At 57.3% G+C, this 14,052-nt stretch carries 10 protein-coding genes; 4 read left to right on the top strand and 6 right to left on the bottom strand.

Annotated features, from left to right (window positions below; translation table 11 throughout):
• Positions 1-142: 142 nt before the first annotated feature.
• The 6 genes from GE543_RS05830 to GE543_RS05805 form a co-directional block, all read right to left on the bottom strand.
• Positions 143-2,860 carry an AAA domain-containing protein gene (locus tag GE543_RS05830; protein WP_178118549.1) on the bottom strand — a complete coding sequence of 906 codons (2,718 nt, stop codon included), beginning with the start codon at positions 2,858-2,860 and terminating at the stop codon, positions 143-145.
• Positions 2,861-3,035: 175 nt separating this feature from the next.
• Positions 3,036-3,761, bottom strand: coding sequence for a Fic family protein (locus tag GE543_RS05825; RefSeq protein WP_153220991.1), 726 nt, complete (start codon positions 3,759-3,761; stop codon positions 3,036-3,038).
• On the bottom strand, positions 3,754-4,452 hold the full coding sequence (locus GE543_RS05820; protein WP_371927098.1) for a hypothetical protein: 699 nt from the start codon (positions 4,450-4,452) through the stop codon (positions 3,754-3,756). Before GE543_RS05820 ends, GE543_RS05825 begins: the two co-directional genes overlap by 8 nt.
• A gap of 170 nt (positions 4,453-4,622) precedes the next feature.
• Complete coding sequence (guaA, locus tag GE543_RS05815) at positions 4,623-6,200, bottom strand: glutamine-hydrolyzing GMP synthase (RefSeq protein ID WP_003409133.1); 1,578 nt, start codon at positions 6,198-6,200, stop codon at positions 4,623-4,625.
• A 105-nt stretch (positions 6,201-6,305) separates the two neighbouring features.
• A complete protein-coding gene (gene guaB / locus GE543_RS05810) occupies positions 6,306-7,775 on the bottom strand; it encodes an IMP dehydrogenase (RefSeq protein ID WP_058823120.1) in 1,470 nt (489 codons plus the stop codon).
• Between the two features lie 94 nt (positions 7,776-7,869).
• Positions 7,870-8,418: a sugar ABC transporter ATPase gene (locus tag GE543_RS05805; protein WP_153220989.1), complete on the bottom strand. Its 549-nt coding sequence runs from the start codon at positions 8,416-8,418 to the stop codon at positions 7,870-7,872.
• 131 nt (positions 8,419-8,549) lie between these two features.
• Between GE543_RS05805 and xseA the strand changes: the two genes are divergently transcribed.
• The 4 genes from xseA to GE543_RS05785 all read left to right on the top strand — a co-directional run bounded on the left by xseA (position 8,550) and on the right by GE543_RS05785 (position 14,031).
• Positions 8,550-9,929 carry an exodeoxyribonuclease VII large subunit gene (gene xseA, locus GE543_RS05800; protein WP_025998040.1) on the top strand — a complete coding sequence of 460 codons (1,380 nt, stop codon included), beginning with the start codon at positions 8,550-8,552 and terminating at the stop codon, positions 9,927-9,929.
• A 7-nt stretch (positions 9,930-9,936) separates the two neighbouring features.
• Positions 9,937-10,761: a M23 family metallopeptidase gene (locus GE543_RS05795; protein WP_153220988.1), complete on the top strand. Its 825-nt coding sequence runs from the start codon at positions 9,937-9,939 to the stop codon at positions 10,759-10,761.
• 372 nt (positions 10,762-11,133) lie between these two features.
• Positions 11,134-12,804: a 2-isopropylmalate synthase gene (gene leuA, locus GE543_RS05790; protein ID WP_153220987.1), complete on the top strand. Its 1,671-nt coding sequence runs from the start codon at positions 11,134-11,136 to the stop codon at positions 12,802-12,804.
• A 357-nt stretch (positions 12,805-13,161) separates the two neighbouring features.
• On the top strand, positions 13,162-14,031 hold the full coding sequence (locus GE543_RS05785; RefSeq protein WP_003314188.1) for an oxaloacetate decarboxylase: 870 nt from the start codon (positions 13,162-13,164) through the stop codon (positions 14,029-14,031).
• Positions 14,032-14,052 lie beyond the last annotated feature (21 nt).

Here is a 14,052-nt window from a genome sequence, read left to right as displayed (position 1 = left end):
GCACAAGGTAACGCCCCCCCGTCAGGGCGTAGATAGTTTGCAGAATGTGGGCTATGAGCCGGCACAGCCGTTGCCGCTCTGCTGCCAGCCATAACATCTTCAGAAGAGTAATTAGCAGTCTCGATACAAGGTCGACTTCGCTTCAACCCGGCGAAACTCTAAGACTTTTATCTGGAGCAGGCGGTGTCCATTGATCCACAAACGCCGCGACCTTTTCTTCAATATGGCTCTCGATAGTGCGTAGACGGAGCAAAGGAATGCCGCACTTTTCCAGAATGCTGTTTTTTAAAGCGTCTCGTTCAATCTGTAACGGATCGTCATGGTGACCACCATCGACTTCAATCACGCCCAATGGGGTCTTACCCACCTTGAAATAGAGCACGAAATCGCATCGCGCAGCGTTTCTCATAAACTCCAGCTCTCTCTCCGTGAAGGTTGCGCGGGCCACCGATGCCAGTTGCATCAGCCGGATCTCACGGTGGAACATGATCCCTCGGCGGGGTTCCTGAGCCAATGCCTCGCGAAGTATCTGCGCCACAATCTGTTCGGACTTGAATAACGAGTCATTGGAATTGAGCCTTTTATTGAGGCGCTCAAGTGATCGGTCGTACTCTTTATAGAGCAGGTCGAATGCCGAGATAACAGGCGCTCGATGGACCTGCCCGTCTTCTGCGTAATATTCCATATAGCGGATCAGCGCAGCGATATGCCCATTGCTGGCTTTGAAAACATTGTCGCCTGTAACCAGCGTAAACCTGTTCTTGGCTCTGGACACCGCCACATTAACCATCCGCGCATCATCTACAAAACTCAGGCGGTCCGGGCTTTTGTACTTGTCCAGCACAGTAGAAAAAACGATTTCGTCGCACTCCCTGCCCTGAAATTTATGCACGGTGGCTCTGACGAAATCAGCTGGCAGGCAGGAACCTGAAAGCATCGCCTGATTCTTGAAGGGGGCAATGAACCCTCTGCCATCTTCGCCCTCCCAGAGGCTTTCCCCGTCACCCTCAAGCACTGCCAATATAGAGTCGAGCTCTCTGAGATTGGAATTGTTGCGCGTGTGATTTCCCTTGGCAGTCACCAGCAGCGTCAACGGCTTTTCGCCATTGTCTATTGTCATCGGCACGAGTTGATTATCGTAAAACTGCTGATTGCAGAACTGAATAATCCGAGGATGACACCGATAGTGCTCTTTGAGCAACGTCACCGGGGTCGAGTTGCCGAACACACTGACGCATGAGTCCAAAAGGCTGTACTTCTCGCAGTCATACCAGGGCGCGGGCGCTTCCAGCCCGAGTTTTTCCGGGATGTGTGCAAGTTGCTTCCTGTCCCCCACGATGATCAGATTTTTCGCACAACTGAGCGCCAGTACACCTGGGACAATGTCCTGTTGCGAAGCCTCGTCAATAATCACGTAATCGAGAACAGCCTTGCCGCCAAGGGAGTTGACGATTGAATGCGTACCGCTGCCAATGACCGGGTAGCGCTTCAGGAATGCATCAAGCCGCTTTCTGTAAGTGGTGTCGAAGGTATCGTCATCCGAGATATGACGATACAGGTGGTGTTTCAGGTGAAGCATGGAAGAAGTGGTCAACTCCTCCAGCAGCGCCTTGAAGTTACCGACGCGCAACGCCTCTTCATGGGCTGCCAACTCTGCCTTCTTACCTTGCAAGACCTTATCGTAATAGTGGAGCTGCAGGCTGTAGAAAGCAGACATGCGCTTGTCCCAATTATCGAAGGGTCGGGTGCGCAAAATTCTGAAATTGAACAAGAGCTCGATACGGTCCTTGATTCTTATGCGCTCGCTCGCAAGCTGCTCGAGGTAAGCCATCAAGTCCGTCGTCTTTTGTGGCGACAGTTTATATCTGTCCAGAGAAGGACCGGCCACACCATTATCCTGTTGCCACTCTGTCAGGTAGCGTCTTTCTATCTCCAGCTCGTTAATCTCGATCTGCAACTGCGCCACTGCGTTACGAGCGCCCAGGTAGCCTTTCAGCCGTTGCAGGACACTCTGGATGTTCTCCATGGCAGGCGCTGGTGAAGGATCTGTGGAGGGGCGCGGAGGACGGTTGGCAAAAAACTCCTTCTGGTTGTCGTTTTTACCAAGCCTCGCGACCAGATAATCCAAGCCGCACTTGCCTAGCTTTTCATAAACATTCTCGACTGCAGAATTGTTGTTGGACACTACCGCCACTGTTTTTCCCTGCAAAAGGATGTTGGCAATGATGTTCAGGATAGTCTGCGTCTTGCCCGTGCCGGGAGGACCTTCAATCACGCTTATCTGTGAAAGGAACGCTTGCTCCACCGCCTGGAGCTGACTTTCGTTGAGGCCGAAAGGAAAGATAAAATTGCCTGACGACTCCAGCGTTCCATGCTGCCCTTTGCAGTAGGCATGCAGCGCCGTGGTCGGGGACAATGAAAGTGTGTCCATTTGACGGTCAATATTTTCGGCTATGCCCTTTTTATCACCGGCAGCGGCAGTGCTGACCCTGGCTGCGGCCACTGATCGAAAATAAGTGAATACGGGCTCATCAGTGATCGAGGTCGGGGAAACGAACTCAACATTGTCCATGTTGAACAGGTATTTTTTCGGTTTTCCCTGATATTGAACGAGGGCGTGTTTCTCACCGTATATCTCCACCGTATCGACGGGGTTGAATTCCGAGCTTCCTTTTCTCACAAGAAGCATGTCCTTCAATTCCAGGGTAGGCACGACCATGCACTCACTCAGCGGGCGGGAATAAGTTTTTTGAGAGGGGTAGTGGCACGTCAGGGTGAACTCGCCCTTGCCATCTGGTTTTATATCCCAGCCGCTGATCTGCCGGGTCTTGTCCTCGCCACGTACATAGATGGAAACCATAAATCCCTTAAACAGGCTTGATCACCGCCTGTACGCATCCGTGCCATAAGAATCCGAATCTGAGGATTCGGCGTATTGGTACCCTTTGAACAACGGTGTTTTGGGTACGCCACTCCACTTGGCGGCGTCGAGAGATCGCTCCTAAAGAGGAAAATAATAGCCCCACTAGCGTCAATTATTTGATCTCGTAACCTCTGCGTTGATCAAACTGCTCGTATTTTTGCGATATTTCAGGGTCACTGAACTCCCCGTCAACAATATCTGAAGAAGCTATCCCATCAAGTCCACGAATAGTTTGAATAGCAACCTCCCAACCCGATGGGTCGAGAGGAGGCAATATGAATTCTTTGAGATATGCATCTAGGATACCTTTGTCGGGCGTCTCGATTTCCGCACTAAGAGCGGCCAGGTATTTTGATTTGCCCGTTCCCGACCAGTTAATTGAAAAACCAGCACGATGACATAGCACCGTGTGAACGATGAGCATGGTACGGCCATTACCATCCAGAAAGGGATGTGCGTAAGCAAACAGTCCCATAATTACACCCGGCGATCTTTTCAGCGTTGCCCCATCCTGAGCAAGCTTGAGGCCCTGTTCTACAGCTCGCTGCGCATCCTTCGGATGACAAAAAAACGTGTCGGCCTTTGAAATAGCTTTATTCGGCGTGGTGTGCAGTCTGTCCTGACCTGCCCAAGGATAAAACTCTCCAAACAGAATCTTGTGGACGTATAAGAAATCGTTGTAATCAATGAAAGGCTTGCTGGCAAGATATGACATTGCTTCCGACAGATTTGCAGTAAAAAGGTCATGCTCAAGCCGTTTGACTATGTCAGGATTTTTCTCACCCTCGACATTCTGCAAATAGCCTCTTTTTTCAAAATCGTTGAAAGGATCAAACAACCTCTTTCTCCCTAAGATAACGAGTCAACAGCCTTACCATCTCTCTGCCTGTGACCTTTTTTTGTTTTTTTAGCGCAATAACCAATTGCTCGACGGCGTCGGTTTTTACCTCGTCTCCCGCCAATCTGGAGACGTCCTCAGCCCATGTGTCCGCAAATGTTTTGACGTGGGTAACCTGATAACACTCTGCTAGTTTCAAAACGTAATCACGAATACCAGTTGCGGGGATAATCAGATCGCCTGTTTCAGGGTTACGTATTAGCGTGGGTTTTCTACCCTTCCTGGCAGCATTTTCATAGACATAAACAACCGTCTTTCCCTCGATAGACAGCTTGCGCTTTATATGTCGCCCGCCTGCCACACGCACCGTCACCCCGTGCTCAAGCGTGAGCAGAGATGACTCTCCAGATACCTCCTTTTGAGATATCCAGGCTGTATAACCGAGCTTTCTCAAAGCTTCCACAGCGAGATGCTGAACGTCCGCAGCGAGGCTTATTCTTCCCGTCGCTGGATCTTTAGACGACTTGGCATACACACCTATTCCTATTCTGGTGATTTCCCCCCCTCTTACTAGCTGATCCAATACTCGATTAATTCGAGAGGGGCTACCTAACCCCGAGAAATCGGCGCGCAGCAATACATTGCCTTCTTTGCGAGCTACGACTCTGCGCACTTTATCTTCAATCATCACGCAATCTCCCGGAATCTCCCGAAGACTCTATCATCTTCCGTGAAAAGCGTCCCACATCCGAAAGTCACCTGCCATAAACAAAAGCCCCCCGCCCATTGGAGGGCGGAGGGCTTTGCGATGCCTTAGACAATGCCTACAAAGGCTATGCCATCAGAATCACGTCAAGCAGATCACTCCCACTCAATAGTAGCCGGCGGCTTGCTCGACACATCATAAGTCACCCGCGAAATCCCTTCGATCTCGTTGATGATCCGGCCGCTCACCGTCTCCAGCAGCTCATAAGGCAGGTGTGCCCAACGAGCAGTCATGAAGTCGATGGTTTCCACCGCGCGCAGCGCGACGACCCAGGCGTAGCGGCGGCCGTCGCCGACGACGCCGACTGATTTGACCGGCTGGAACACGACGAACGCCTGGCTGACCTTGTGGTACCAGTCGGCCTTGCGCAGTTCCTCGATGAAGATGTGGTCGGCACGACGCAGGATGTCGGCGTATTCCTTCTTCACTTCGCCGAGGATGCGCACGCCCAGGCCTGGGCCTGGGAATGGGTGGCGGTAAACCATGTCGTAGGGCAGGCCGAGTTCGAGGCCCAGGCGGCGGACTTCGTCCTTGAACAGCTCGCGCAGTGGCTCGACCAGCTTGAGGTTCATTTCTTCCGGCAGGCCGCCCACGTTGTGGTGCGACTTGATGACGTGGGCCTTGCCGCTTTTCGCGCCAGCCGACTCGATGACGTCCGGGTAGATGGTGCCTTGCGCCAGGTACTTGATGTTGTCCAGCTTGCAGGACTCGGCATCGAACACGTCGATGAAGGTGCGGCCGATGATCTTGCGCTTCTTCTCTGGATCGCTCTCGCCTGCCAGGTTGTTCAGGAACTGCTCTTCGGCGTTGGCGCGGATCACCTTGACGCCCATGTTCTCGGCGAACATGGCCATCACTTGCTCGCCTTCGTGCAGGCGCAGCAGGCCGTTGTCGACGAATACGCAGGTCAGTTGATCGCCGATGGCCTTGTGCAGCAGCGCCGCAACCACGGAGGAGTCAACGCCCCCGGACAGGCCCAGCAACACGTTGTCAGTACCGACCTGAGCGCGAACCTGAGCGATAGCGTCTTCAGCAATCTTCGATGGGGTCCACAGTGCTTCACAGCCGCAGATGTCGAGGATGAAGCGCGACAGGATGCGACCGCCCTGCTTGGTGTGGGTCACTTCCGGGTGGAACTGCACGCCGTAGTAACCGCGAGCGTCGTCAGCCATACCGGCAATCGGGCAGCTCGGGGTGCTGGCCAGAATGTGGAAGTCTTCCGGCAGTTTGGTGACCTTGTCACCGTGACTCATCCATACGTCGAGGCCAAACAGGCCGTCGGCGTCGATATGGTCTTCGATACCATCAAGCAGACGGCTTTTGCCGACTACGTCAACGCGAGCGTAGCCGAACTCGCGCAGCTCGGAACCGGCAACCTTGCCGCCCAACTGCTCGGCCATGGTCTGCATGCCGTAGCAGATACCGAAAACCGGCACACCCAGGTCAAATACCGCTTGCGGGCAGCGCGGGCTGTCGGCTTCGTGTACGGACTCGGGGCCGCCGGCGAGGATCACGCCTTTTGGAGCGAATTCGCGAATCGCTTCGTCGTCCATGTCAAACGGATGCAGCTCGCAATACACGCCGATTTCGCGCACGCGGCGGGCGATCAGCTGGGTGTACTGGGAACCGAAGTCGAGGATCAGGATACGGTGGGCGTGAATGTCGAGGGCCATGACTCATTCTCGTCAAAAAACAGAAACGACACGGGGCTGCGTCAACAGCCCCGGCTATGAAACTTGTTGGCCTGCATCGAGGCAAACACCCCGATGCAGTCCGGATCAACCAACGCGATAGTTCGGCGCTTCCTTGGTGATCTGCACGTCATGGACGTGGGATTCAGCCATGCCGGCACCGGTGATGCGAACGAACTCGGGCTTGGTGCGCATCTGCTCGATATCGGCACTGCCGGTGTAACCCATGGAGGAACGCAGGCCGCCCATCAACTGATGGATGATGGCCGACAACGGACCTTTATAGGCCACACGGCCTTCGATGCCTTCCGGCACCAGCTTCTCGGCACCTGCGGACGAATCCTGGAAGTAGCGATCGGACGAGCCTTGGGCCTGGGACATCGCACCCAGCGAGCCCATGCCGCGATAGGCCTTGTAGGAACGGCCCTGGAACAGTTCGATCTCGCCTGGCGCTTCTTCAGTACCGGCGAACATCGAGCCCATCATCACGCAGGAGGCGCCAGCCACAATGGCCTTGGACAGGTCACCGGAGAAGCGGATACCGCCGTCGGCGATCATCGGCACGCCAGTGCCTTCAAGGGCAGCGGAGACGTTGGCGATGGCGCTGATCTGCGGCACGCCGACACCGGCAACGATACGCGTGGTGCAGATGGAGCCCGGGCCGATACCGACCTTGACTGCATCGGCGCCTGCGGCAACCAGTGCCCTGGCTGCTTCGCCAGTGGCGATGTTGCCGCCGATGACCTGCACCTGAGGGAAGTTTTCCTTGACCCAGCGGACGCGGTCGATCACGCCTTTGGAGTGGCCGTGAGCGGTATCGACGACCACGACGTCAACGCCAGCCGCGACCAGTGCGGTGACACGTTCGGCGGTGTCCTTGCCAGTACCGACTGCAGCGCCGACACGCAGGCGAGCCTGATCGTCCTTGCTGGCCAGCGGGTAAGCCTTGGCTTTTTCGATGTCCTTGACGGTCATCATGCCCTTGAGCGCGAAATTGGCATCCACGATCAGGACTTTTTCCAGACGGTGCTTGTGCAGCAGTTCGCGGACTTCGTTCTTGTCGGCGCCTTCGCGCACGGTGACCAGACGCTCTTTGGGCGTCATCACTTCGCGGACAGGGACATCAAGACGGTTTTCGAAGCGTACGTCGCGGGACGTCACGATGCCGACCAGGTCGCCATTGTGCAGGACCGGTACGCCGGAAATGTTGTGCATGCGGGTGAGTTCGAACAGATCGCGGACAGTGGCGTCGGCTTCGATCGTGATCGGGTCCTTGACGACACCGGCCTCGAACTTCTTGACCTTGCGCACTTCGGCAGCTTGCTGCTCGACGGTCATGTTCTTGTGGATGATACCGATACCGCCTTCCTGGGCCATGGCAATTGCCAGACGGGCCTCGGTGACTGTATCCATTGCAGCAGAGACCAAAGGTATATTCAGCTCGATGCCACGGGTCAAACGGGTTTTCAGACTGACTTCGTTAGGGAGTACCTCGGAATAACCGGGCACAAGGAGAATGTCGTCGAATGTAAGGGCTTCTTGACTGATACGCAGCATCGCGGGGGCTCCCGGGCGGGAAATTGGAAGCGCGCCATTATACCCACAGACCCCGCCCGGCTCAATGTAAACCTCAGCCTATTATCAAAGCTGTTTATAGACGCACATTAACGCAGGAGACCGGGCGATCCAGTCGTTCGGCGAAGTCATCCAGAAACGCCTGCGTGAACGACGCATCCAGCCAGTTGTTGAAGATGAAACCGAGGTTGGAAAACCCGCAGGCGTCGAGAAAAAGAAAGCCGTTGATGTCATCTTCGTGGCGGCATTCGGGGCAGGTGAAATTATCGGTGTGACCGGGCATCCAGTCTTCCAGGCTGTCGAACAGCGCCTCCCCCACTTCGCGGCGACACTCCGGGCAACCAGCCTCTTCGGCAAAGTCGTTCAGCGGGGTATAGATGCAGCGCTTGGTGACGATTTCCAAGCCGTTGATGACCTGTCCGAACGGCAACGCATCGGGATTCTTCACCACCCGCTTCGCTCCGGGAGCCACTGCGTAGGCCATCTTGTTATAGGTACGCCCGCACGTGGTCAGCTCTGGCTCGACCACATTGAGCTTGACCAGCCAGCGCAGGATCAGCCGCGCCCTGGCCTCGTGCCCGGGAAAGGTGGAGATTTGCGGGACGATGATGCTTTGGGTGTTCATAACGGAGCGTCGCTTAAAGCTGTTCGAGGCCGCAGCTTAATAGGCTGGCCATCCAGGTCAAGAAGCAATACTGCCTTTACCGACGAGACAGACCTGTGCGCCAGACCGGCATTGCCATTATGATGCCGGACATGATCAAAGACCCTTTCGCAAGACTCGGCCTCGACCGGGAAGTCCTTACTGTCAGCCAGCTCAACGGCCGTGCCCGTGTGCTGCTGGAAGACGTGTTCAGCAGCATCTGGGTCGAGGGCGAGATCTCCAACCTCTCGCGCCCGGCGTCGGGCCATGTGTACTTCACGCTGAAGGACTCTGGCGCGCAGGTGCGCTGTGCCTTGTTCCGGCAGAGCGCGGCGCGTGTGCGTCAGGCGCTCAAGGACGGCTTGCAGGTCAAGGTGCGCGGCAAGGTCTCGCTGTTTGAAGGCCGCGGCGACTATCAGTTGATTCTCGACACGGTGGAACCTGCCGGTGATGGTGCATTGCGCCTGGCATTCGATGCGTTGAAAGCCAAGCTCAGCGACGAAGGCCTGTTCAGCGCCGAGCGCAAGGTCGCGCTGCCGCTGCACCCGCAACGCATCGGGATTATCAGTTCTCCGACCGGTGCGGTGATACGCGACATCATCAGCGTGTTCCGCCGTCGCGCGCCGCGGGTCGAGCTGACCTTGATTCCCACAGCCGTTCAGGGTCGCGAGGCGATCAACCAGATTGTCCGCGCACTGAAGCTGGCCGACAGCAGAGGCTTCGATGCGCTGATCCTCGCCCGTGGCGGCGGCTCGCTGGAGGACCTGTGGTGCTTCAACGAAGAAGCTGTCGCCCGCGCCATCGACGCCTGCGTGACGCCGATTGTCAGCGCTGTCGGGCATGAAACCGATGTGTCCATCAGCGACTTTGTCGCCGACGTGCGTGCACCGACGCCCTCAGCTGCCGCCGAACTGCTCGCCCCGGATTCAAGCGACCTGCATCGACGCGTCGACAACCTGCACCGGCGACTGGTCAGCCGCATGCAGGACCGACTGATGCGCGAGCGGTTGCGTCTTGAGGGTATTTCCCGGCGTCTGCGTCATCCTGGCGAGCGCTTGCGTCAGCAGTCGCAACGGCTGGACGACCTGGACATGCGCCTGCGCCGCGCGTTTGAACAGAACATGCATCAACGTCAGCTGCGTCTGTCGCACATGCAAAGCCGCCTTGCTGCCCAACACCCGGGCCGAACCCTGGCCTTTTTGCGCCAGCGTCTGGATGCCCTGGCCGAGCGTCTGCCGAGAGCCATTCGCGAACAGATCAAGGCGCGCAAGCTGCAACTGCAAAGTCAGGTGCAGACCCTCAACGTGGTCAGCCCGCTCGCCACACTGGGACGCGGTTACAGCATTTTGCTCGACGAGCGCGGTCACGCGATCCGCAACGCTGCACAGACGCAAACGGGCCAACGGCTTACCGCCAGGCTCAGCGAAGGCGAACTGCACGTGCGCGTCGAAGACAATCACCTCACACCCGTGACCCTCTCCCTTCTGGACTGACTGCCTGATGCTACGTTTTATCGCCCCGCTGTTCGCCCTGCTGCTCTGTCTTCCGGCCCACGCCGACAGCTTCATCACTCGCGCACTCGACAAGCCGGTGCCCGGCGGCGTGGCGGTTATCGATCTGGGCACCGGCGTTCAGGCACCGACCGCCACCTATCAAGGCAAACCGGTGCTGGTGGTCAAGGAACAGGGCACACGCTGGCTGGCCATCGTCGGCATTCCGCTGACCGTCAAACCTGGCACCCAGCAAGTCACGTCCGGCGGGCGCACGCTCAACTTCACCGTTGGCAGCAAGAATTACCCGGAACAGCACATCACGCTCAAGAACAAACGTCAGGTCAATCCCAACCCCGAAGACAACAAACGTATCGAGGGCGAACTGGCCGAGCAACTGCGCGCCTACCGCAGTTTCAGCCCAGGCACGCCAAGCAACCTGATTCTGGACAAGCCGGTCAACGGCCCGCTGTCGAGCAAGTTCGGCGTGCGTCGCTTCTTCAATGGCGAAGAGCGCAACCCGCATTCGGGCCTCGACTTCGCGGTGCCGGCCGGCACGCCGATCAAATCCCCGGCGGCGGGCAAGGTCATCCTGACCGGCAATTACTTCTTCAATGGCAACACGGTATTCGTCGATCACGGGCAAGGCTTCATCAGCATGTTTTGCCACATGTCGAAGATCGACGTGAAAGTCGGCGACCTCGTCCCGCGTGGCGGAGTGGTCGGCAAAGTCGGCGCGACCGGTCGCGCAACCGGGCCGCACATGCACTGGAACGTCAGCCTCAACGATGCGCGCGTGGACCCGGCGATCTTCATCGGCGCGTTTCAGCCGTAAGTCTGTTGGTGAGCGAGTGTTACCCCGCTCGCTCACCTGCCCCCTCATTGCGCACATCGCTTTCGTCCAACAACAACCTGTACATAAAGCGTCATATCCCGCTATAAAAAATCGCCAAAGACGCCTTTTCGAGAATTTATTCCAATCTTTTTCAAATGCTTGCCATCATCCATGCCAATGGTTACGGTTGGCCTCATGAATACCTCTCAAACCCTTATTCTGTTGCGCCAACACCGGTGCGTCAGCCTGGTCAGCGCCCGACTGCCTGGCTAGCATGCTGTGCCTCGTCCCTGTGTTCGCAATTCCCTGTGCTATCTATCCAGAACGGCAGGCCGCCCTACCCCGGCCCCGTGAATACAAAAGGATTTCCTGATGACCATGCTCAAAGACCCGTCGAAGAAGTACCGCGCGTTCCCGACCATTGATCTGCCTGACCGCACCTGGCCTTCGAAGACCATCGATGCAGCGCCGATCTGGTGCAGCTCCGACCTGCGCGACGGCAACCAGTCGCTGATCGAGCCGATGGACGCGGCCAAGAAGCTGCGCTTCTGGAAAACCCTGGTCAGCGTCGGCGTCAAGGAAATCGAAGCATCCTTTCCATCGGCTTCGCAGACTGACTTCGACTTCGTGCGTACCCTTATCGAAGACGGCCACATCCCGGATGACACCACTATCCAGGTACTGACCCAGGCTCGCGAAGACCTGATCGCCCGCACCTTCGAATCACTGCGCGGCGCCAAGAAAGCCATCGTCCACCTGTATAACGCGACCAGCCCGTCGTTCCGCCGCATTGTCTTCAATCAGGACAAGGCCGGGGTGAAAGAGATCGCGGTCAACGCGGCCAAGCTGTTCGTCAAATATGCAGCACAACAGCCTGAAACCCAGTGGACCTTCGAGTACTCGCCGGAAACCTTCAGTGCGACCGAGCTGGAATTCGCCAAGGAAGTCTGCGATGCAGTGATCGAGGTGTGGAACCCGACGCCCGAGAACAAGGTGATCCTCAACCTCCCGGCGACCGTGGAAGTGGCGACACCCAACATTTACGCTGACCAGATCGAATGGTTCGGCCGCAACATTACCCGCCGCGACAGCGTGCTGATCAGCCTGCACACCCACAACGACCGTGGTACGGGCGTTGCGGCTACCGAACTGGGCCTGATGGCCGGTGCGGATCGCGTCGAAGGCTGCCTGTTCGGTAACGGCGAGCGGACCGGTAACGTCGATCTGGTCACCGTGGCGCTGAACCTCTACACCCAGGGCATCAATCCCGGGCTGGACTTCTCGGACATCGACGGCGTGCGCAAGGTCGTCGAAGAGTGCAACCAGATTCCGGTGCACCCACGTCATCCGTACGTCGGTGACCTGGTTCACACCGCCTTCTCTGGCTCGCACCAGGATGCGATTCGCAAGGGTTTCACCCAGCAGAAGGAAGGCGAGTTGTGGGAAGTGCCTTACCTGCCGATCGACCCGGCTGACATCGGTCGCAGCTACGAGGCGGTGATTCGCGTCAACAGCCAGTCAGGCAAAGGTGGCATCGCTTACCTGCTGGAACAGGAATATGGCATTTCCCTGCCACGCCGCATGCAGATCGAGTTCAGCCAGGTGGTTCAGGGTGAAACCGATCGCCTGGGCCTGGAGATGACGGCCGAGCAGATTCACTCGCTGTTGCGTCGTGAATACCTGCAAGCCAACGTTCCTTATGCGCTGATCAGCCATAAGTTGCAGGAAGAGAACGGCAACAGCTCGGTGGATGCCGAGGTGCACGTCGACGGCGAAACCCAGCACTGGCGTGGCAAGGGCAAGGGCGCCCTGGAAGCACTGGTCGCCGGTCTGCCAGTGGCCGTGGAAATCATGGACTACAACGAGCATGCGATCGGTTCGGGTACGACCGCCAAGGCGGCCGCCTACATTGAGCTGCGCGTGAATGGCGAACGCGCCGTGCATGGTGTGGGCATCGATGAAAACATCACCACGGCGAGCTTCCGCGCCCTGTTCAGCGCGCTTAATCGCTCACTCAGCCAGACTCAGGCCAAAGCTGCCTGATTTGACAGCCGGATGGCGGACGCAGGTCCGCCATCCGCAGCGCCCGCTTCCCTCCCCCGCCTCACGCTGCACCTGCCTCTTGCATTCCGCGCATGACCCTGCCTGTTTCGGCATAATCTTTTTCATTTATGCTGTGGTAGCATGCTGCCCTTACTCCAGAGTTCGCCCAATCCAACAGCAATTCATATGCTGACGATGCCTGCTCGGACTTACCTGCCAGCTGCACCTTTCCTATAAAACCAAGACGACTATTGCATTGATTTCCGGACGAAAAGAATGCTCGGGCAGACCCACCGTGCATTGAAATTACCATCGGCCTCGGTACGCTGAGCTGATCCAATCACATTTGGAGCGATTATGCCCAAGGCTTCCCATCAAGATTTGCGCCGCAGCTTCCGTGCGCTCACCTCGTCGAACGCTTGCTTTCACACAGCCTCGGTGTTCGACCCCATGTCAGCGCGAATCGCAGCGGATCTGGGCTTTGAAGTAGGCATCCTCGGCGGCTCCGTGGCGTCGCTGCAAGTCCTGGCAGCCCCTGACTTCGCCCTGATCACGCTGAGCGAATTCGTTGAACAGGCCACGCGCATCGGCCGCGTCGCACAGCTCCCGGTCATCGCGGACGCAGACCATGGTTATGGCAATGCCCTTAACGTCATGCGCACCGTTGTCGAACTGGAACGTGCCGGTATTTCTGCACTGACGATCGAAGATACCCTGCTGCCGGCGCAGTTCGGACGCAAATCCACTGACCTGATTTCCACTGCAGAAGGTGTTGGCAAGATCCGCGCAGCGCTGGAAGCGCGTGTCGATCCGGAGATGTCGATTTTCGCTCGTACCAACGCGGCGATCATTCCGGTTCAGGAAGCCATCAGCCGGGTTCAGCAGTACCAGGCTGCCGGGGCTGACGGCATTACCATCGTCGGCATTCGTGACTTCGATCACCTGGCGCAGATATCCGAAGGCGTGACCGTGCCGCTGATGCTGGTGACGTACGGCAACCCGGAACTGCACGACAACGCGCGTCTTGCCGAGATGGGCGTAAGGGTCTGCGTACATGGTCACGCGGCATACTTCGCGGCGATCAAGGCCACCTATGACTGCCTGCGCGAGCAGCGCCAGATCCTGGGCAGCGAATCGAACATGAGCGCGACCGAACTGACCCACACCTATACGCAGCCTGAGGACTACGTAGAGTGGGCCCGCAAGTTCATGAACGTCAACGAGTGACAGGCAACGCTGGACGCTGCG

The organism is Pseudomonas sp. SZ57, from assembly GCF_009495975.1.
In the GTDB taxonomy this organism is placed as follows: Bacteria; Pseudomonadota; Gammaproteobacteria; order Pseudomonadales; family Pseudomonadaceae; genus Aquipseudomonas; species Aquipseudomonas syringae.
Note: the sequence above shows the minus strand (reverse complement) of the source record. Positions and strands in the feature narration are given on the sequence as shown.

Bases quoted from the DNA above. Each gene is read 5' to 3' on its own strand.
- GE543_RS05830 (WP_178118549.1), bottom strand. From the start codon at position 2,860: ATGGTTTCCATCTATGTACGTGGCGAGGACAAGACCCGGCAGATCAGC.
- guaA (WP_003409133.1), bottom strand. From the start codon at position 6,200: ATGGCCCTCGACATTCACGCCCACCGTATCCTGATCCTCGACTTCGGT.
- guaB (WP_058823120.1), bottom strand. From the start codon at position 7,775: ATGCTGCGTATCAGTCAAGAAGCCCTTACATTCGACGACATTCTCCTT.
- GE543_RS05805 (WP_153220989.1), bottom strand. From the start codon at position 8,418: ATGAACACCCAAAGCATCATCGTCCCGCAAATCTCCACCTTTCCCGGG.
- xseA (WP_025998040.1), top strand. From the start codon at position 8,550: ATGATCAAAGACCCTTTCGCAAGACTCGGCCTCGACCGGGAAGTCCTT.
- GE543_RS05795 (WP_153220988.1), top strand. From the start codon at position 9,937: ATGCTACGTTTTATCGCCCCGCTGTTCGCCCTGCTGCTCTGTCTTCCG.
- leuA (WP_153220987.1), top strand. From the start codon at position 11,134: ATGACCATGCTCAAAGACCCGTCGAAGAAGTACCGCGCGTTCCCGACC.
- GE543_RS05785 (WP_003314188.1), top strand. From the start codon at position 13,162: ATGCCCAAGGCTTCCCATCAAGATTTGCGCCGCAGCTTCCGTGCGCTC.